The sequence below is a fragment of the Desulfovibrio desulfuricans genome (assembly GCF_024460775.1).
Classification (GTDB): domain Bacteria; phylum Desulfobacterota; class Desulfovibrionia; order Desulfovibrionales; family Desulfovibrionaceae; genus Desulfovibrio; species Desulfovibrio desulfuricans_E.
Genome location: NZ_JANFYZ010000004.1, coordinates 184,215 through 202,172, shown reverse-complemented (window position 1 = coordinate 202,172; position 17,958 = coordinate 184,215). Strand labels below are relative to the sequence as shown.

Genomic DNA, 17,958 nt, shown 5'->3' with positions numbered 1-17,958 from the left:
CATATTTGTTGCGGGAGCCGCATAAGCCGGGACAGCGCGTCTGGTTTGTGCGGCTTCCGCATTTTTGTGCGGGAAAATTGGGAGTGCGGGAGGTGCTGCTTCCGGCGCAGGATTTTTGGGAATTTTCGTGGGGTTCAGTGCGCGTGAGTCTGTTTGTGTCTCAAGCCTGCCGGGCCACCAGCCAGGCCAACATGCCGCCCTGCGCCGCAATGGCGGCCGCAAAGGCCAGCCAGCAGCCCCAGAGGGGCAATGCCTTGGGCGCAATGCCCGCAGCCAGCGCCAGCATGCCCTGAAATGCCCGTTTGAGCGGCCACAGTAGTGCCAGGCCCGCCCACACTGAGGCGCTTAGGGTAAAAACCTGCAACTCCTTGATTTCCCACAGCCCCACCAGCGAAGCGTACAGATCCACCTTGCCCGCGTTGTAGGCATTGCCAATGAGTTCCAGCCTGTCCAGAGCCGGGCCGTCAGTGCAAATTGCGCCAAGAATGAAAAAAATGCCCACAAGACCAAGAAACAGCAGCAGAAAAAGACCGAAGGTGCGCATTTGCCAGCGGGAATGCGCCACGCCAGCAAAATCGCCGATACGGCGTGCAAGAAAATGCAGGGGAATTGCCAGAAGCGGCACTGGCACAATGAGCAGGCCCAGACCGGGCCTCACCAGCGCAAACGATCCCCCTGCAAGCATGAGGTAGCCTGCAAGCGAGAAAATGGATGCGGGTAAGGCGGCAAGGGGCATACGCGCTCCAGTGTCGGCGGTTCTGGCGCGTAGAACATGGGCGCGCTCGCATAAAATCCTATGCCAAAAAGGGGCAAAGGTCTATGCGGCAAAGGGAGTTGTGATAATTTGTCGGGGCTGGAGCGCACATGCGGCAATGCAAGCGTCCGCCGTCGGGCGAAGGGCTGGCGCTTTGTCCCACCCACTCTGGGCGGCGACTTTGATCTGATGTTCTGGCCTAGCGTTTGGGCGTGGCGAGAAAGGCGGGTATGCTGGCCGCAGCCGCACGGCAGGACGGAGCATCCGGGTCAAAGCAGCACAGGATGGCGCACCATGACCCGCCGTCGCGCTGTTGCGCCACGCAGCGGTCTAGCTGTCTGTCCGGGCAACTGGCGGCTGGGGCAAGGTCGGGCAGGGCAGCGCGGCAGGCAGCTTCAAGCCGCAGACATTCGGCTTGCACCTGAGTCTGATTTTTAGCTGGCGAACTGTGCCGGGCGCACCATTCTGGGCTGTCTACTTCTGCGATTTCTCTCGCGGAGGCAGCAGGGGGCAACAGGCACAGGGCCAGCAGGCATGCGGCGGCAAAGCCCATGATAAAGGCGCAGGGCAAAAACCCCGCGCCAGTGCAATCAATATTTTTTGCCACGCCTAGCGCTTGTCCACCACGCGCTTGGATTTGCTGAAGGTACGCGGCAGGCTGGCGTAGTCCGCCACGCTCACGGAAACACGGGCCATGATGGCCTTGTGGAGGCGGGTTTCAAGCTCGTGGGCCAGGGCGGCATCGTTGCCTGCGGTCTGCCCCTGCCCGCGTTCCACGGTGAGGGCCAGATGGTCGAGAGAGCGCTCGTCGCGGGTGAGTTCCACCTGATATTCGCCGCCAAGTTCCGCAAACTGGCCGATGACTTCCATGAGCTGACCGGGGTAGATGTTCACGCCACGGTATATGATCATGTCGTCCGAGCGCCCAAGGATGCGGTCATGGCGCGGCATGGCAAGGCCGCAGGAGCATTGGCCCGGCAGCAGGCGCGAAAGGTCGTGGGTGCGGTAGCGCAGCAGGGGCACGGCCTCCTTGCACAGGCTGGTCACGACCATTTCGCCCACTTCGCCCTCGGCAACAGGCTGCATGGTGGCAGGGTCGAGCACTTCAATGATGAAGAGGTCGGCCCAGTAGTGCAGGCCTTCGTGGGCATCGCAATCGATGGCGGTGCCGGGGCCGTACATTTCGGTCATGCCGCCGATGTCGTAACAGCCCTCAAGGCCGAGCTTGCTTTCAATGGCGAGGCGCATCTTTTCGCTGCGGGTTTCTGAGCCGCAGACCATGCGTTTGAGCTTGATTTTGCCGCGCAGATCGGCGCGCTCCACTTCTTCCGCCAGCAGCAGGGCCATGGATGCGGTGGCCGTAAAGCCTGTGGCCCCCAGATCCTGCAATAGCTGCAAGTGCATTTCAAGATTGCCCGGCCCCACTGGCACGGTGAGCATGCCAAGCCGTTCGCTGCCCGCCTGAAAGCCCGCGCCAGCCGTCCACAGGCCGTAGCCCACGGCAAGCTGCATGCGGTCTTCGGGGGTAAAGCCCGCCAGTTCAAAGCAGCGGGCAATCTGGAGGCTGAACGTATCAATATCGCGCTGGGTGTAGGCCAGAATCTTGCGTTTGCCAGTGGTGCCGCTGGAGGCATGGATGCGCACCACGTCATGTGGCGGTACGCACAGGAGTGGCAGGGGGTAGCCCTCGCGCAGGTCTTCCACGTCGCAGGTGGGCAGACGGCGCAGGTCGTCCAGGCTTGTGATGTCGTCCGGCTTCAGGCCGCAGGCTTCCAGCTTTGCCCTGTACTGGGGCGAATTCCAGGCCTGACGCACGGTGTAGCGCAGACCTTCAAGCTGTTTCTGGCGGATATCCTCATCGGTGAGCTGGGGAATAAAGCGATACGACATGAAGCTCTCCTGATTCCATTGGGGTCATGGGCTTGAAAAAGAAAATAAACCACACACTGCGGTTTTTTTGCGCCGCAGGCAAGCCCAAAGGGCGCTGTTGCCTACAGTTTGGCCCCAAGGGCGAACACTTCGCGCACTGAAAGCATGCGCTGCGCCGGTTCGGCATTCTTCTGCTGCTCCAGCGTCAGCATGAGCAGCACGCGGGCCTTGGCGGGTGAAAGCATGCCGCCGGGCACAAAGCCCTCGTATTCATCAAGGGGCGTCACCGGGCCGGAACCGGTGCGGCTGCACCGGATAACAGGGATGCCCCCGGCAATGGCCTGCCGCAGCTCGTGGCGCACGGCATCGGGCATGGAGCCATTGCCCATGCCAGCCAGCACTATGCCCGCGCTGCGCTCCACGGAATAGCGCACAAGATCAACAGGCATGCCCGCGCAACCGTAAATCACATCCACTCGCGGCAGATTTTGGCGGCCCGCAAGCTCGGCAAAGGTTCCGGCCAGAGCGGGATTTTCCTCCCTGCCGTAATAAAACTGGGGTTCGCCGTTGATAACCCGGCCAAGACAGCCCGATTCCAGGGCGCGGAAGGCCTCCACATCAAGAGTGGCGACCTTTACCGCCGTGCGGGCCGAGAGCACCCGGCTGTTCATGACCAGCAGCGCGCCGCGCGCCTGCGCCTGCGGGCAGGCCGCCACAGCCACGGCATCGCGTATGTTGATGGGGCCGTCTGCGCTCAGCGAGGTGGCGGGGCGCATGGAGCCGGTCAGCACCACGGGCTTGGGGCTGGCAAGGGTAAGGTGCAGATAGAAGGCCGATTCTTCCAGCGTGTCTGTACCGTGGGTCAGCACCACGCCGCAGATTTCGGGGTCGTCCAGCGCTTTGGCGCACTGCTCGCCCAGCATGGCCCAGTGTTCTGGGGTGATGTTTTCGCTGGGCAGGTTGCCGCACTGCACACTGGTGATGCGGGCCACACCCTCGATGCCGGGCAGGGTTTCGAGCATGCTGTCAACGGTGAGCACCCCCGCCTGATAGCTGATCTGCTCAAGCGGCGTGGGGGCAACGCCCGCAATGGTGCCGCCCGTGGCAATAAGGGCCACCTTGGGCAGGGAGATTGCGCTGGAACTGGCCGATGACGAAGAATGATTGCTCATGGTGGCTCCTGCGGCGCGCTTTGCCTATGGACGGCAGGTTGCAGCCGCGTTGTCGTGAACAGTGTGCGCCGCAGTCCAGAGCAGGCCTGTCTGCGGTTCGTTGGTATGCGGGCAGATGCTGCGCCCGGCGGGGATAAAACCCATGCGGGCATAGAATGCCAGTGCGCGGCTGTTTTTTTCGTATACAGTGCAGCGGAGGCTGGCGTTCTTTTGCTCGGGGAGTTCAGCCATCACCTGTTCCTGCACCAGTTCCAGCAGTTGCCGCCCAAGGCCTTTGCCCCACCAGCGGGGCAGCACGAACAATCCCGCCAGATACGTGCCGTTGCCATCCGGCAGGGTTGCGGCAAATGCGGCGGGCTCTCCATCGGCGGTCAGCAATAAGACCTGCGATGAAGGCAGATAGTGCTCCGCCATAACCGCCAGCTGCCCGCGCCAGAACGCGGCAGGCACAAAGTCATGCCCTGCCAGAGAGGCCGCCAGCCAGATGTCGGCGCAGATCGAATAATCTTTGGTAGATGCCGCCCTGACTGTTGTTGCAGCCGGGCGTGGTGCGGCATGCCCGGCGGGGGCGGGAAAAGTTGTCGTTTTCATGGCCTCCCTCTGCTTAAGCGAGCAAGTGCAGCGCGTCAACAGCCGGGAACGCAGTGCCGTCCCCGCGCTTGTGAAGCCGCGCGCGTTGCTTGGATTTGGAACAACATTGGTGTAGCGTGCCGCAATGGACAAAAAGAAAATACTCCTCGTGTCGTTAGGGCATTTGTCGTGCGATATTAACGGCGGGGCCTTGCCCGCCATACTGCCTTTTTTGCGGTCGGCTTTTGATTTGAGCTATCAGGCCACGGGCGGGCTGATGTTTGCATACTCCTGCCTGTCGTCCATGATCCAGCCGCTGTTCGGCCTGCTTTCAGACAGGTTTTCCAAACCCTGGTTTATCCCTGTGGGCGTGCTGCTGGCGGGCTGCGGCCTCGCGGCCATTGGCTGGATGTCCGGCTACTGGGGGATATTTGCGGCTATCGGCCTGAGCGGCATTGGCGCGGCCCTGTTCCACCCGGAAGGGGCGCGTTTTGCCAATGCGGTGTCGGGGCAGAACAAGGGCACGGGCATGAGCCTGTTTTCCATTGGCGGCAATGGGGGCTTTGTGCTTGGGCCGCTGCTGGCTACCGCCTGCCTTGGGGCCTTTGGCCTGACCGGGACGACAGTTTTTGCCGTGCTGGCTGTGATAACGGCGAGCATTCTGGTGTGGTCCATCGCCCGGATGGGCGCAACCAAGAATACGGGCGCATCTGCTGGCGGCAAGGCAGCGCCAGCCCTTGCGGCAGAGGGTGAAACGCCCGGTGAGAACAACTGGCGCGAATTTTCAAAGCTGACCGTTTCCATTGTGACTCGTTCCATCACCTTTGTGGGCTTTAACACGTTTATTCCGCTCTACTGGGTCAGCGCCTTCGGGCAGTCTACGGCAACGGGCGCGGTGGCCCTGACATTTTTCAGCGTATGCGGTGTTATCAGCAATGTTTTTGGCGGGATGCTTTCTGACAGATTCGGCTACCGCGCCGTCATCCGCGCGGTGTTCGCCCTGTTACCGCCTGTGGTGGCGGCATTCAGCCTGAGCGACAACCTGTATGCGGCCTGGGCCTTGCTGCCCCTGCTGGGTTTTGTGCTGTATGCGCCATTCAGCGCGCAGGTGGTGCTGGGCCAACAGTATCTTGCCAAGAACATCGGTTTTGCCTCGGGCATTACCCTTGGGTTGGCGACCAGCCTTGGCGGCGTGGTGGCCCCGCTGCTCGGCTGGATTGCAGACAACTACGGCATGCCAGCCACCTTTCAGTCGCTGGCGGCGCTTTCCATTGTGGGCGCGATTTTTGCCTATTCCCTCAAACCCGTAACCGTGAAGAAGGAAAAGAAGGCATGAACAGCAAACAAAAAAAAGAACCTCCCCATGCGGCGCATGCGCTGACGCGCGAAGTGCCGCTCATCGGCGCCGTGCGTATTGTGGAGCGCGGGGGAAGCATAGTCCGACTTGATCTTGGCCCCACGGCTCCTTTTGAAGCATTGAAAAATACCACGGAGCAGGAAACACCCCTGTTGCGTGAGGCCTTTAAGCAGCTTGACGAATATCTGACCGGGAAGCGCCGCGATTTTGATTTGCCCCTTGCCCCGGAGGGCACGGACTTTCAGCGCGGCGTGTGGCGTACCCTGCAAACGATACCCTACGGGCAGACCCGCAGCTACAGGCAGGTAGCCGAAGCCGCCAATTGCCCCAAGGGATACCGCGCGGTGGGCCTTGCCAATAATCGCAACCCCATTGCCATATTCATTCCCTGCCACCGCGTTATCGGCGCGGACGGCAGCATGGTTGGCTACGGCGGCGGATTGCCGATCAAGGAAGCCCTGTTGCATCTGGAGGGTTACATGTAGCCGCAGGCTTTTTCAGACGACACGTGTACCTTTTTCTAAGCCGTCCTTCGGGGCGGCTTTTTTGCGCGCACAGTCCTTTTTGCCCGGATGGTACGCCCACGCCGGGTGCCGCATCTTCCCACTTGCGTTTCTCCGCATATGACCGCGTTTCTTGTGTTGCTATGTGTGCGTTCTGCTCTGGCGATAATGTTCGCAAATAATGTAACACACTGAAAACATAATATTAATTTGCATGCTTGTTTGTGCATAATCTGGCCCTGCGGGCGCAAGAATGAACTCTGGTTCCGCTATTGGGCAGAATGTCGGCATTGTGCGCAAGAACAAAAAATGGGCGTAGATATTGTTCAAAAATATAATAACTTATTGTAATTTTTATGTTTGTTTTGAACATTTCAAGGATGGGCAGCCCTGCGACGTTGGGCAGGAACTCCAGCTCCTGCTTGCGGGGCACGTCCATTGCCTCGCGGCGCTCAAAAAACGGCAGCGGCAGGATGAAGGCTCCCCCTCCATTCTGCCGCTGCCGAAAATCAATTCCTTAAATGCGGGCGCTCAAATTGTGCGCAATTAATTTATTATTCTGTTATTATTGAAATAATTCTTTGAACAAACTGTTCCTAACCACCAAAGTATTGCGCCAAGCGCATGGGCCTGCTCAAGCGACGGGAATTACGGGTGCTGCGGACGCACGGGCAGCATGGGGCCAAGGTCTATGCCCGCAGGGCTGACGAGTGCGCGGAAGGGATACATCTCCACCCCTGCGGAGAGCGCTTCGTAAAACAGGGCGGCGTAGGCTGGATCAATGAAATCCGCCGGAGCAAAGCATTCTCCGTCCGGGCGCTGCACCAGATAGAACATGGCGGCGCGTTCGCCGCAGGCCACAATGTCCATAAGTTCGCGCAGGTGTTTTTGCCCGCGTTCGCTGGCGGCATCGGGGAAGCACGCGGCGTTGTCTTCCACCATCGTGACGTTTTTGCACTCCACCCACAGGGGCGGCAGATCGGGGGCCGTGAGCAGGCCGTCCAGCCTGCTTTGTCCGCGTTTGGCCTCGCGCACGAGGGTGGTGTAGCCTTGGGCAAAGGGCAGGCGGCGCGCGTGAAAAGCCGCCTCAAGCATGCGGTTGGGGGTGCTTGTGTTCACGCCAACCCAGAAGCCGCTGGCAGGGGAGTGAGCGCCAGATTCGTATGAGCCAGATTCGTGCGCGTTCTCAACCAGTTCTGGCACGGCCCTGCGCGCCAGCCACACGCATTCCTGCGTATATTTGAGCTTGCGGTCAGGGTTGCTTGCCGGGGATGCCAGCACCGGCGCGCCCGGCAGGCACAGACCCAGCATGCTGCCCGAATTGTTGCTGTGCACCCACAGGTCTGCGCCCTGATGCTGCAACAGCACGCTGAAGCGTTTGCGGCGCGCCACAAAGGCGGCCACAATGCAGTGGGGCGGCAAGGGCAGCAGCGGAGGAGTGCTCGCAGAGTTGGGCGCGGCTGCGCATGAAGGCTGGGAGAGATCGACAGCGGCTGCATGTGCTGCATTTTTGGGTTCAGAGCTCATTTACACCCCGATATGAAGCTGCTAGAAACAGCCAGTTGTGAGTACGCCTGCCGATTGCGGGTGCGTTGCATACGCCAAGGAGCCCCCTTATGCAGATTTCAGACCGTCTGAGCAGTATCAAACCTTCTCTGACACTCAGTGTCAACAGCCGCGCCCTCGAGCTTAAGGCCCAGGGCATTTCAGTAATCAGCCTTGCCGTGGGCGAGCCGGACTTTCCCACGCCCAAACACGTTTGCGAGGCTGCCAAAGCGGCTATTGACGACAATTTTTGCCGCTACACCGCCGTGCCGGGCATTCCCGAACTCCGCAAGGCTGCGGGCGCGTATTTTGAAAGAAACTACGGCGTTCCGGTTCCAATGGAATCCATTGTTATCGGCGCGGGCGGCAAGCACTGCCTCTATAATTTCATGCAGGCGACGCTCAACCCCGGCGACGAGGTGCTTGTGCCTGCCCCGTACTGGCTCAGCTACCCCGATATGGTCATGCTGACCGGCGCAACCCCCGTGCCTGTGCTGGCCGGGCCGGAGCAGGGCTTCAAGGTGACGCCCGCCATGCTTGAGGCGCATACCACGGATAAAACCAAGCTGCTCATTCTGAACTCGCCCAGCAATCCCACTGGCGCGGTCTACACCGAGGCCGAGTTTACAGCCATTATGGATTGGGCCATCGCGCGCGGGCTGTTTGTGCTCTCTGATGAAATTTACGACCAGCTTGTGTTCGCCCCTGCCAAAATGACCAGCGCCATCCGCTGGTTTGCCAAGTATCCAGAGCAGGTGGCCGTGCTCAACGGCCTCTCGAAGAGCTACGCCATGACAGGCTGGCGCGTGGGCTTTTTGGCTGCGCACCCGACCCTGATCAAAAAGATATCGGCCATGCAGGGCCACAGCACCTCGAATATCTGCTCCATCGCGCAGAAGGCGGGCCTTGCGGCCCTGACCGGCAGCATGGAATGCGTGGACAAAATGCGCGAGGCCTTTGTGCGGCGGCGCGATTTTGCCATGAAGATCATTGAGGGCTGGCCCTTTGCCATCTGCCCCAAGCCTGATGGCGCGTTCTACCTCTTTTTGGACGTCTCCAAGTGCTATGGCGGCAGCGTGCACAACTCCACCGACCTTTGCACCCTGCTGCTCGACAAAGCCCACGTGGCCGTGGTGCCGGGCGCGGCCTTTGGCGACGACAAGTGCATCCGCTTCTCGTATGCTGTGGGAGACGAAGTGCTCAAGGGCGCGCTGGAGAGCATTGGCGCAGTGCTTGCCGAGCTGGCTGCGGAGCCTAAATAGCGCCGGAAACCGTGGCAGGATTGCCGCCAAAACTGCCTCTGTAAAAAAAATGCAAAATTGTATTGACAGTTAGGCTGGTTTTGGTCATTCTGCTTTTCGCCGTGGGGCTGTAGCTCAGTTGGGAGAGCGCTTGAATGGCATTCAAGAGGTCAAGAGTTCAATTCTCTTCAGCTCCACCAGATAGGTAATAAAACCCCCGATCATTTTTCAATGATCGGGGGTTTTTGCGTGGCTAATTTTAGCCATGCGTGACATTGAATGCGTTTAGTGCAAAAATAGGTTTATTTCTTTGCGAGGTCCACATGGATAACTCTGTGGGTAGTGACAGTAATTCTGTGAAAATGTGGCTTGATTTTATCAAAAATCGTATAGAACGAACATATGCAAAGCAACGCACATCGGGTGTAACGACATGGATTTTGCTTAGTGTTGTTTTTTATCTCATATCACATGGGGTTGATGCTGTCTTTAATATGCATGAAGGGCAGTTCACTTTTTTCTTGTTATCGCTAACAACATTTGCAAACTTAATATGGCCCCTTTTTTATCTTTTGTCTGTTTTAAAAAACCTAAGTTCCCACAAAAAAACTACAATTTTATTCGGCGTCCAAAATAGCATATACAATGTTGTATGTGGTTTTTTCTTTGCACTATTTTTATCCGTTGCCATCTTAAATTGTTATGCGATTTATATAAAAGTAATACCTACCAATAATTTCTTTTATTGGTTTTTCATAATTTTTTACATATTGATTCTTGCTGGCACATTATTCCAAATTGTTTCAAGCATGAAGTATGGCTTTATAGTTGTAAATAATAAATTGAATTTAATAGATATATTGTGTTTTTTAGATTTATAACAAATATTTCTATCCTATTTTATGCTATATATTTTTGTTTCAATTTTTTAATTGAATTCAAAAGCGAATATATTTCCATGATGGCGGCATGTTCGTTTATTCTTTCAATCATAATTTTAATGCTCATTTGCTTAAGGCTTCATGGAGATAGTGTTATTGTCGCGCTACAAGGGCTTGAAGAAAAAATTATCATGGGGAAAGTATCTTATGAAAAAATAAGCCATGAATACAGCATAATTACAGATGGTTATGCTGTATCACAGTGGTGTGCCAGCAAGGAGCTCGAATTAAAAGAGATGGTTCGCAAAATTTTAAAAGAAAGTACTGTTATAACAGAAAAATTAGATAATGTTGCAAAAATTGATGGTGAAATGAAGTATGAAATTAAAGGGAGATTATGTGAGGCATTGGAGGAATTTACAACAATAAAAAATCAATATAATGATTTTATTAAAAAAACTATTATGCAATTAAAAAAGCTCAGAACTGAAGTGGTAGATGATGACATGAAACATCTAATGCATGCCGTTGATGCTTTAGACAATGAAATAAAAAACTCAAAAGTGCATTTTGATGCTCTACTTGAAAAAGCAAAAATGCTTAGTATGTAAATATTTATTATTTTGGTTTCTCAATTTAAGAAGTTTTAGATAACACCGTTTTATTAATGTCACGCATGGCTAAAATTAGCCACGCAAAAACCCCCGATCATTGAAAAATGATCGGGGGTTTTATTACCTATCTGGTGGAGCTGAAGAGAATTGAACTCTTGACCTCTTGAATGCCATTCAAGCGCTCTCCCAACTGAGCTACAGCCCCATGAGGAATTTGGAATTATACTTTTTCGCCGTGGGGTGCAAGTATTTATTTCATCTAGTCAAAAGAAAATGCCGAGAGCGGTGCGCCCATAGCCCTGCCGTGCCAGGCAAGCTTGCCCTGCGCGGCTCCGGCAGCTCCTGCAATCACCATCAGCGGGATCAGATGCTCCTCGCGCGGGTGGGCAAAGCGCGCACCGGGGGCCTTTTCCCATTCCGCAAGGGCAGCGTTGCGCATGGCGGCATTGGGGTTGCACACGGCATCCGCCAGCCAGTTGTCAAAAACATCCGCCCCTTCAATGGGCGTGTTATCCCCGTAGCGGAAGGCCCGCATGTTGTGAAAGCTCATGCCGCTGCCCACAAACAGCACGCCCTCATCGCGCAGCGGGGCCAGCGCCCGCCCCAGAGCCAGATGCTCCAGCGGATCAAGCCCCCGCCGCAGCGATATTTGTATCGTGGGCATCTGCGCCTCTGGATACATCAACAGGCCCGGCACAAACACGCCGTGGTCAAAGTCCCGCGTTGTGTCCTCTGCCAGCGGCAACCCTGCCGAGCGCATGCACTGGCCCACACGGTCAAACAGTTCCGGCGCTGGCGGCGCAGGCCACTGCAACTCATAGGTATGCGGCGGAAAGTCGTAGTAATCGTAATACAGGCCAGGGGTCCGCGTGGTCAGCAGGGTAAATTCCGACTGCTCCCAATGGGCGGAGAATACAATCTGCGCCCTTGGCTGTTGCGGCAACGTTGCCGGGATGGAGCGCATCCAGCCGCCAAGGGCATTCCAGGTGTCCGGCGGCATCCAGTCCATAAAAAAGCAGGGGCCGCCGCCGTGGGGGATGTAAAATGCGGGCATGGTCATGATGCGCCTCGCTGGTGGATGTGGATGTCACAAAACTAGCTTGAGGAGGGAAGATGCAGCTATCAGCGTAGCGCCAAATCCTGCCGGGGCCAAGAGCCGTAGCGACCAGTACAGACAAATTTTTGCGGGTGAAAGCAAGCCCATAATGAAGGCGGCATTCCGCAGAATACCCGCCTGTGCATGCAGTCATGTTTGCGGGCAACGCCCTTTATCCATCCTCGCGCCATGCGCCGCGCCCTGTTACCCACAGCCAGAGGCAGAGCACGCCGAGCAGCACGGCAAAACCAAGATGCACAAGGTCAATAAAGGTTGTCATACCCGGCGAAAACGTGATGGATGGCAGGTTTTTGGCAACGCGGGCCATGCCGCTCAGCACCACAACCCCCAGCACTGCCAGCCGCACCTTGCCCCAGTAGGCAAGGCGGCCCCGCAGCCTGCCGCGCACTTGCAGGGTCAGCCAATACAGGCCCATCGCCAGCAGCAGGGCAGCCAGAATATAGTGGACGTTCAGCGTGGTGTAAAAATCGCCTGTCCATGTGAGGCCGGGAACTTTGGCAATGCCGTATCGGCTTGCCACGGGCAGTTGCATCATGCCCGTAAAGCCGAGCAGCAGGGCCACGGTCACCCACAGCTTCTTGAGCAAGCCGCCGGAGAGGGCCGCTTCCGCCTTGGGGTCATGCAGCGCACCCTGAGGGCGGGCCTGCGTGTGGTTCGGGCCTTGCCCCTGGCGTGCCGCGCTCACCAGCGCCCCTGCCACGCCCACCAGCGGAGCCGTCATCAGCATGCGGGTGAGGTTGCCAGCCTGTGCCATGGAGTCCGCCACCGGGGCAAAGGTGGGCTTGCCGGGGCCGGGTTTGGCCTGCACCGCCAGTTCGGAAAACGGCACGGGCGACAGATAAAAAGTATTGGTGCCGCCGTTTTCCGTCACGCCATAAAGGTACGCGCCGCGCTCCTGCGCCAGCTTGCGGGCCTGCGCCAGAATCTCATCGCGCGGGCCAATGGTCTGCACCTGCTGGGGGCAAACCTCCACACAGGCGGGCAGTTGGCCGTGGGCAAAGCTGTCTGCGCAGCGGTCGCATTTGTACATGATGCCGTTGCCGGCAAAGCGCGGCATGAGGTCAAGATACAGCCCCACGCCCGATTGCCGCTGCGGGATGTGCCAGGGGCAGACCGTGCGGCATTTTGCCCCGCCAAGACAGGTCTGGCTGTCTATGCTCACCGTGCCGGTCTCTGGCTGGCGGCTGGCCGCGCCCCATGGGCAGAGGTTGGCGCAGGGCGGATTTGTGCAGTGCAGGCAGCGGCGGGGGATGTGCAGTTCAAGCGGCGCGCCGTCCTTTTGCACGGTAACGCTCTCAATATACAGCCAGTTATAGGGCGTGAGCCTGTCGTCCACATCCCGCTTGCCAGACCAGTCTTCATCCTTGGTTCCGGGCGGAAACATGACCGGCAGGGGCTTTTTGACTTCCGGATAGCGGCTCCCGTTACGCTCGCGGCAGCCCTCCACGCACTGCCCACAGCCAATGCATTTTTCAATGTCGAGCAGGGTCGCGTATTCCGCATGCTGGGCAGAGGCGCTCGCGCCATTGGTTTCGGCCCGGGCATCCAGCCCCGCAGCCGCAATGCCTGCCGCAGAGGCCGCGCCCACCAGAAAATTACGTCGGGTCAGTGCCATGTATGCTCCTCATCGGCATGTGCAGGCGCAAGGGTGCAGCCGAATTGCCGATTATTACGATTCATTCGCAATATGGCACATTCCGAAAAAGAGTGCAATTTATAGCATACTTTTATGGTATGGTTTGAAGAGACAGGCAAACAGGCAGAGCAAGGCAGAAAGCCTGAGCGCGAATGAGGGGGAGGGCCGTCAGGCCAGAAAATCAGACCCAAGAAGCTGGGAAGTCAGGCCCAATAGCCCGCAGCAGGGGGCAGGCTAGTCTTCGCGGGGCAGCACGGGCACATAGACATCGTGGGTGCCGGACTGAAAAAAGCGGCTGTCGTAGCGCTCAAAGCAGGGCTTGTCGGCAAGAACGGTATAGCCGCCCGGCGTTTGAGGCCATTCGTCATACATGTAGTCGTATGCTTCCTGAAGCATGCCTGCGGCGGGGATGCGGCAACAGGCATAGAGACCGCCCGGCAGGGTTACCGCGTCCATGCCTGCGGGAGGCGCGGCAAGTTCCGGAGCTTCCATTGCAGCCCAGTAATCAAAAGCCAGCCCCGCATGGTCTGTAAACAAGGAAAGCCCATAAGACGGCCCCTGATAGGTATTGCTGGGCTTGCCGCTCAGCTCTGGCATGCGGGGGGTAAAGACCTCATTCCACAGCCGGGGGCATTCCTGCGGGGCGTTGTGCAGGGTTGTGTGGATGCGCACACCGAAAAGGCGGACACTGTGGTGCTGCAACACCACAACGGCAAAAGGCATTGGCATGAACGCTCCTCGGCTGGTCTGATCACGGGCAACAGTTTCCGGCCTCAGGGGTGAAATGACGTCAGTCACCCGCATGCGCCGGTCAGCCGTTTTGCATGTACCAGTTATGTTTACATGTCAACCGGTATACCAATGTGATGAAATCGCCATAAGCATATATTACACTGAATTATATTTAAAATTAGTAAATGATAATTTGTAATTAATAGTGATTTGCTCACAAAAGCGAGGCGTGCCGCGCACCTATCCCACAGACAATACCACAGACCCTTGCCGCTGCTATGGCGCGCGTGGACAGCGCCCCCGGCTCCGGCTAGTGTGAGCCATGCCGTAAACCCCCAGTCTGGCGCGCAAACGCGTCGCAAGCAGGAGCCGTCATGCACCATGTCACTATGCTTCCACGCTATACCCGGCGCGCATTTTGCTCCTTTGCGCTGGGAACCTGCGCCGGTCTGCTGCTGCCCTGTTCCTGTATGGCCTCCATTGCGCAGGGCATCGGCAAGCCGGTGAGCGATGAGGCCCTCAAAGCCGAATTTGCGGGCATGTGCGCCGGGGCGGAGCAGATGCTTGCCGGGCAGCGGCCAGCGGAAGATTTGCGCGCCATGTTTGCCCAGGCAAGGCAGGCCCATGCCCGTCTGTTGCCTCTGCCGGATATTGGCGGGCCGGAAAACCTGACCTATCCCAGCTTTCTGGTAGGGCCGCAGTATGCGGCGCTGTACACGGCCATGCGCCCGCACGGATTCAGCGCCAGGGATGTGGGCAAGCTTGTGTACGATCTGGCGGTCTACAGTTTTGAGGAGCAGAAGGAAGCGTACCGCGCCAACGGGCAGCGGTTTTTTACGCCGGAGTATTTTGCCCTGTTGCAGGGCTGGGCCATGCGCAGCCAGCAGCGGCGCTACCCGCTGGATTGGGTGCAGACAGTATTTCAGGGTGATGGGCGCGATTTTGATATCGGCGTAAACTACACGGAATGCGGGCTGATGAAGTATTTTGCCTCGCTGGGCATGCCCGAGCTGGCTCCTTATCCCTGCCGGGTGGACTTTCCCACCGCAAGGGCGGAAGGCACGGGCCTTGCGCGCACCTCAACACTGGCTGAGGGCGGCAAGGTATGCGACTTCCGCTACAAGCAGGGACGGAAAACAACCCAGGGATGGGACATGGCGTGACGCGGCTGTTGCGCGGCGGCCTTGCAGCCATGCCGCGCACAGTCGTCAGCAGGTTTTGACCGCCAGCACGTCCTTTTCAACCAGCTTGCGCATGGTTTCCGCACAGCGAAAAATATCCCTGCCCACAATGTCTGCTTCTTCAAGCAGCGTGGTTTCGCCATCGGCATAGGCCAGCAGATCCATCATCAGATTGACCTGTTCCGTACAGGAAGTTTTTGTGCTCAGCGTGGGGTAGAGGCCGCACTTGCCCAACTGCGGTTCGCACAGCACACGCGGCTCGTAGGTGACGTTTTCTTCCAGCGCTTCAAGGATGCGCGTCATGATGTTCACGCTGCCTTCAAGCCCCTTTTGCGTGACAAGCGAGCAGTCGTCCAGCGAGGTGTGGTACTCGGGATAGACGTGGTATTTGCTGCGCATGACGCTGCACAGGGGCAGGTCGATGCCGGGCGCGCAGTACTGGCGCTCGTCGCTCTCGCGGTCAAGAAAGGTGTAGCGGATAAAATCGGGTGCAAAATGGTGCAACACGTGCAGGGCGGCCTTGTCGGCCAGAGTGTTGCCCTTGCGGCTGGGCAGATAGGAATAGGCCCGTTCATCGCCCATACAGGTGAGGTTGAAGCCCGCCACCACATTGCGGCGCAAGGCCTCGTGGTTGCGGCTCAGATAGGTGATGGAGCCGATGGTTTCCGGCACAAAGGCAAAACGGTAGGTGTAGCGGCGCGGGCGCTGCGCCACCCACTGCGCAAGGGCCGTGGCCACCACCGGGCCGGAAAGCTCGTTGTTGGCCATGGACGGATGGCAGATGTAGGTGGAAAGAAAAATTTCTTTTTCGCACTGGCCTGGAATCACGAGGTCGCCGTATGTCAGATGCCCCGGAGCCAGAGTGGAATCTATGGAGGCGTGGTACATGCCGGGGGCCAGCTTTTGCCGCTCGTCGTGCTTGATGCAGAATCCCCAGCGCCGGGCATAATATGATGTGATGTAAGGAATGGCATTGGGCATTTCGGGCAGGGAATGCAAATGATTTTGCAGATCCTCCAGCGAAATGTCGCAGTCAACGGGTTCGGAATACCCCATCACATGCAGATTGGTGTCGGCAAAGTCGGCAATCACTTCACCCGATGGGCCAGTCAGCCGCGCGCCCCTGATGTTCCATTCGTCCGGCACTGTCCAGTCAAAAACCTTGGATCCAGACGCTACCTCAAAGGTACGTAATCCCGGTAATTCTTCCTGCAACATGCGCAACGTCTGCCGCACCCCGTTGCCCGTAATACTGCGGCATATGGGAAAAAGACTGCGAAGAAAGTCATGGAAGCTCGTCATTATCCTTCCTTATGTTGGCATCGCGTGAGGCAGCAATTCCCAAAAGGGGCACTAACCCTGAGCGCCGAATTCCAGGGGGGGAATTTTTCGGCGGCAATGCCTGTCGCGAGCTTGCTTATGGCGACTAAGGCGCGCAGTCAAGCATCAATTTTCTGTAAAACGGAAAAAAGATGCCCGCTGCCCCCATACAGGGCTTTTGTTCCCGATCGTCGCGCAGGTCAGAACTGCCATTATGGCCGCGCGCGTGGAGCTTCAACGGCAGCACGGGCCAAGCGGGAGCCAGCGCGCCTTTTTAAGGTTAGCATTTAGTTTGTGCGTAGAAAAGCCCCAGGGCGGGCGCGCAAAACATCCTTTTCCGCCATCAACAATACTGGTATGCAAAAAGTGCTCGCGCAATGCAAGCAACTATAAGTAAAATCAGCTAGAATCTGGAGACTCCATGCCTCATATCAGCCTTACCGAAGCACAAAAAATGGGCGAAGACATTTTGCAGGCCCACAACGTCGGGCAGCGAAATGCCCAATTGACCATCGCCTCGCTCCTGCGGGCAGAAATGGAAGGCCTGCCTTCGCACGGATTTTCGCGCATTCCCTACTATGCATCCCAGGCGGCGGCAGGCAAGGTTGATGGCAACGCAGTTCCGGTGGTGGAACGCACAAAACCCGGCGTGGTGCTGGTTGACGCCTGCTGCGGTTTCGCCTTCAGCGCTTTTGCCGATGGCCTGCCCGTGGTGGCCAAGGCCGCCAGGGAGTCTGGCGTGGCCCTCATGGCCGTGCGCAATTCGCACCATGCGGGCGTGATGGGATTTCCCGTGGCGGATCTGGCGGCGCAGGGCCTGCTGGCCCTAGGCTTTGCCAACAGCCCCGCAGCATTGGCCCCCTACGGCGGCTCAAAGGTGACGTTTGGCACGAACCCTCTGGCCATGGCCTGCCCGCGCAAGGACGCCCCGCCCCTTGTAGTTGATCTTTCCATGGGGTTGCTGGCGCGCGGCAAGATTTTGCAGGCTGCAAAAAAAGGCGAGACTATTCCCGAGGGCGCGGCTGTAGATGCGGAGGGCAATCCCACCTGCGATCCGGTCAAGGCTTTCAACGGTGCGCTGCTGCCCTTTGGCGGCCCCAAGGGCTACGCCCTGGCTCTCATTGTGGAAATAATGTCGGCAGCGCTTACGGGGGCTTCCCTGGCCATTGAGGCCTCTTCGCTGTTCACGCCGGATGGCCCGCCGCCGCGTCTGGGGCAGAGCTTTCTGGTCATGGACCCTGCGGCAACGGCAGGGGCGAATTTTCTGGACCGCGTGGAGCAGTTGCTGGGCTTCATCAGCGACCAGCCGGGCGCGCGCCTTCCGGGCGATCGCCGTATCGGCCTCAGCCGCGCCGCCAGTGAGCGAAATAGTATTGATCTGCCAGAGGATCTGCTGGCCCAACTGCAATCGCTGCACTAGCCGCAGTGTTTAACCGGTTTTGCCCTCCGGCCTTGCGCGCCAGAGG

17 protein-coding genes and 2 tRNA genes are annotated in these 17,958 nt (G+C 57.9%); 8 read left to right on the top strand and 11 right to left on the bottom strand.

What is annotated here, in order from left to right:
* Window positions 1-160 precede the first annotated feature (160 nt).
* From NE637_RS06700 to NE637_RS06680, 5 genes are all read right to left on the bottom strand, one after another.
* Window positions 161-736: a hypothetical protein gene (locus NE637_RS06700; protein WP_227118129.1), complete on the bottom strand. Its 576-nt coding sequence runs from the start codon at window positions 734-736 to the stop codon at window positions 161-163.
* A 217-nt stretch (window positions 737-953) separates the two neighbouring features.
* Window positions 954-1,361 carry a hypothetical protein gene (locus NE637_RS06695; protein WP_227118128.1) on the bottom strand — a complete coding sequence of 136 codons (408 nt, stop codon included), beginning with the start codon at window positions 1,359-1,361 and terminating at the stop codon, window positions 954-956.
* Window positions 1,362-1,363: 2 nt separating this feature from the next.
* Window positions 1,364-2,644, bottom strand: a complete 1,281-nt coding sequence (locus NE637_RS06690; RefSeq protein ID WP_227118127.1) for a phenylacetate--CoA ligase family protein — start codon at window positions 2,642-2,644, stop codon at window positions 1,364-1,366.
* 101 nt (window positions 2,645-2,745) lie between these two features.
* On the bottom strand, window positions 2,746-3,795 hold the full coding sequence (locus tag NE637_RS06685; protein ID WP_227118126.1) for an asparaginase: 1,050 nt from the start codon (window positions 3,793-3,795) through the stop codon (window positions 2,746-2,748).
* Window positions 3,796-3,819: 24 nt separating this feature from the next.
* On the bottom strand, window positions 3,820-4,386 hold the full coding sequence (locus NE637_RS06680; protein ID WP_227118125.1) for a GNAT family N-acetyltransferase: 567 nt from the start codon (window positions 4,384-4,386) through the stop codon (window positions 3,820-3,822).
* A 124-nt stretch (window positions 4,387-4,510) separates the two neighbouring features.
* Here NE637_RS06680 and NE637_RS06675 point away from each other — a divergent pair, with 124 nt between their 5' ends.
* Window positions 4,511-5,701 (top strand): MFS transporter, encoded by a 1,191-nt coding sequence (locus tag NE637_RS06675; RefSeq protein ID WP_215647562.1) that lies wholly within the window; start codon window positions 4,511-4,513, stop codon window positions 5,699-5,701.
* Window positions 5,698-6,207: a methylated-DNA--[protein]-cysteine S-methyltransferase gene (locus NE637_RS06670; protein WP_227118124.1), complete on the top strand. Its 510-nt coding sequence runs from the start codon at window positions 5,698-5,700 to the stop codon at window positions 6,205-6,207. The genes NE637_RS06675 and NE637_RS06670 overlap by 4 nt, the downstream gene beginning before the upstream one ends.
* 666 nt (window positions 6,208-6,873) lie before the next feature.
* Here NE637_RS06670 and sfsA read toward each other — a convergent pair.
* On the bottom strand, window positions 6,874-7,752 hold the full coding sequence (gene sfsA, locus NE637_RS06665) for a DNA/RNA nuclease SfsA (RefSeq protein WP_227118123.1): 879 nt from the start codon (window positions 7,750-7,752) through the stop codon (window positions 6,874-6,876).
* 89 nt (window positions 7,753-7,841) lie between these two features.
* Here sfsA and NE637_RS06660 point away from each other — a divergent pair, with 89 nt between their 5' ends.
* The 4 genes from NE637_RS06660 (at window position 7,842) to NE637_RS06645 (ending at window position 10,503) form a co-directional block, all read left to right on the top strand.
* Entirely contained in the window at window positions 7,842-9,032 is a 1,191-nt protein-coding gene (locus NE637_RS06660; protein ID WP_227118122.1) for a pyridoxal phosphate-dependent aminotransferase, read from the top strand.
* A 103-nt stretch (window positions 9,033-9,135) separates the two neighbouring features.
* Window positions 9,136-9,211: transfer RNA gene (locus tag NE637_RS06655), tRNA-Ala, on the top strand.
* 123 nt (window positions 9,212-9,334) lie between these two features.
* The gene (locus NE637_RS06650; protein WP_256267621.1) at window positions 9,335-9,892 is read left to right on the top strand and encodes a hypothetical protein; all 558 of its coding nucleotides are present in this window, start codon (window positions 9,335-9,337) and stop codon (window positions 9,890-9,892) included.
* Window positions 9,893-9,969: 77 nt separating this feature from the next.
* Window positions 9,970-10,503: a hypothetical protein gene (locus NE637_RS06645; RefSeq protein WP_256267620.1), complete on the top strand. Its 534-nt coding sequence runs from the start codon at window positions 9,970-9,972 to the stop codon at window positions 10,501-10,503.
* 132 nt (window positions 10,504-10,635) lie between these two features.
* Here NE637_RS06645 and NE637_RS06640 read toward each other — a convergent pair.
* The 4 genes from NE637_RS06640 to NE637_RS06625 form a co-directional block, all read right to left on the bottom strand.
* A tRNA-Ala gene (locus NE637_RS06640) sits at window positions 10,636-10,711 on the bottom strand.
* Window positions 10,712-10,765: 54 nt separating this feature from the next.
* A complete protein-coding gene (locus tag NE637_RS06635; RefSeq protein WP_215646978.1) occupies window positions 10,766-11,566 on the bottom strand; it encodes a DODA-type extradiol aromatic ring-opening family dioxygenase in 801 nt (266 codons plus the stop codon).
* 208 nt (window positions 11,567-11,774) lie between these two features.
* Window positions 11,775-13,238 (bottom strand): 4Fe-4S dicluster domain-containing protein, encoded by a 1,464-nt coding sequence (locus NE637_RS06630; protein WP_227118120.1) that lies wholly within the window; start codon window positions 13,236-13,238, stop codon window positions 11,775-11,777.
* 255 nt (window positions 13,239-13,493) lie between these two features.
* The gene (locus NE637_RS06625; RefSeq protein WP_215646976.1) at window positions 13,494-13,988 is read right to left on the bottom strand and encodes a GyrI-like domain-containing protein; all 495 of its coding nucleotides are present in this window, start codon (window positions 13,986-13,988) and stop codon (window positions 13,494-13,496) included.
* Window positions 13,989-14,365: 377 nt separating this feature from the next.
* Here NE637_RS06625 and NE637_RS06620 point away from each other — a divergent pair, with 377 nt between their 5' ends.
* The gene (locus NE637_RS06620) at window positions 14,366-15,154 is read left to right on the top strand and encodes an L-2-amino-thiazoline-4-carboxylic acid hydrolase (RefSeq protein ID WP_227118119.1); all 789 of its coding nucleotides are present in this window, start codon (window positions 14,366-14,368) and stop codon (window positions 15,152-15,154) included.
* A gap of 45 nt (window positions 15,155-15,199) precedes the next feature.
* Here the strand turns inward: NE637_RS06620 and NE637_RS06615 are convergent, their stop codons facing one another.
* A complete protein-coding gene (locus NE637_RS06615) occupies window positions 15,200-16,474 on the bottom strand; it encodes a DUF4910 domain-containing protein (RefSeq protein WP_256267619.1) in 1,275 nt (424 codons plus the stop codon).
* A 439-nt stretch (window positions 16,475-16,913) separates the two neighbouring features.
* On the opposite strand from NE637_RS06615, the gene NE637_RS06610 reads away from it, so the two are divergent.
* Window positions 16,914-17,912, top strand: a complete 999-nt coding sequence (locus NE637_RS06610) for an Ldh family oxidoreductase (protein WP_227118118.1) — start codon at window positions 16,914-16,916, stop codon at window positions 17,910-17,912.
* The last annotated feature ends 46 nt before the right edge of the window (window positions 17,913-17,958 follow it).

Bases quoted from the DNA above. Each gene is read 5' to 3' on its own strand.
- NE637_RS06690 (WP_227118127.1), bottom strand. From the start codon at position 2,644: ATGTCGTATCGCTTTATTCCCCAGCTCACCGATGAGGATATCCGCCAG.
- NE637_RS06625 (WP_215646976.1), bottom strand. From the start codon at position 13,988: ATGCCAATGCCTTTTGCCGTTGTGGTGTTGCAGCACCACAGTGTCCGC.
- NE637_RS06650 (WP_256267621.1), top strand. From the start codon at position 9,335: ATGGATAACTCTGTGGGTAGTGACAGTAATTCTGTGAAAATGTGGCTT.
- NE637_RS06685 (WP_227118126.1), bottom strand. From the start codon at position 3,795: ATGAGCAATCATTCTTCGTCATCGGCCAGTTCCAGCGCAATCTCCCTG.
- NE637_RS06610 (WP_227118118.1), top strand. From the start codon at position 16,914: ATGCCTCATATCAGCCTTACCGAAGCACAAAAAATGGGCGAAGACATT.
- NE637_RS06660 (WP_227118122.1), top strand. From the start codon at position 7,842: ATGCAGATTTCAGACCGTCTGAGCAGTATCAAACCTTCTCTGACACTC.
- NE637_RS06675 (WP_215647562.1), top strand. From the start codon at position 4,511: ATGGACAAAAAGAAAATACTCCTCGTGTCGTTAGGGCATTTGTCGTGC.
- NE637_RS06645 (WP_256267620.1), top strand. From the start codon at position 9,970: ATGATGGCGGCATGTTCGTTTATTCTTTCAATCATAATTTTAATGCTC.
- NE637_RS06670 (WP_227118124.1), top strand. From the start codon at position 5,698: ATGAACAGCAAACAAAAAAAAGAACCTCCCCATGCGGCGCATGCGCTG.
- NE637_RS06620 (WP_227118119.1), top strand. From the start codon at position 14,366: ATGCACCATGTCACTATGCTTCCACGCTATACCCGGCGCGCATTTTGC.
- sfsA (WP_227118123.1), bottom strand. From the start codon at position 7,752: ATGAGCTCTGAACCCAAAAATGCAGCACATGCAGCCGCTGTCGATCTC.
- NE637_RS06635 (WP_215646978.1), bottom strand. From the start codon at position 11,566: ATGACCATGCCCGCATTTTACATCCCCCACGGCGGCGGCCCCTGCTTT.
- NE637_RS06700 (WP_227118129.1), bottom strand. From the start codon at position 736: ATGCCCCTTGCCGCCTTACCCGCATCCATTTTCTCGCTTGCAGGCTAC.
- NE637_RS06680 (WP_227118125.1), bottom strand. From the start codon at position 4,386: ATGAAAACGACAACTTTTCCCGCCCCCGCCGGGCATGCCGCACCACGC.
- NE637_RS06615 (WP_256267619.1), bottom strand. From the start codon at position 16,474: ATGACGAGCTTCCATGACTTTCTTCGCAGTCTTTTTCCCATATGCCGC.
- NE637_RS06630 (WP_227118120.1), bottom strand. From the start codon at position 13,238: ATGGCACTGACCCGACGTAATTTTCTGGTGGGCGCGGCCTCTGCGGCA.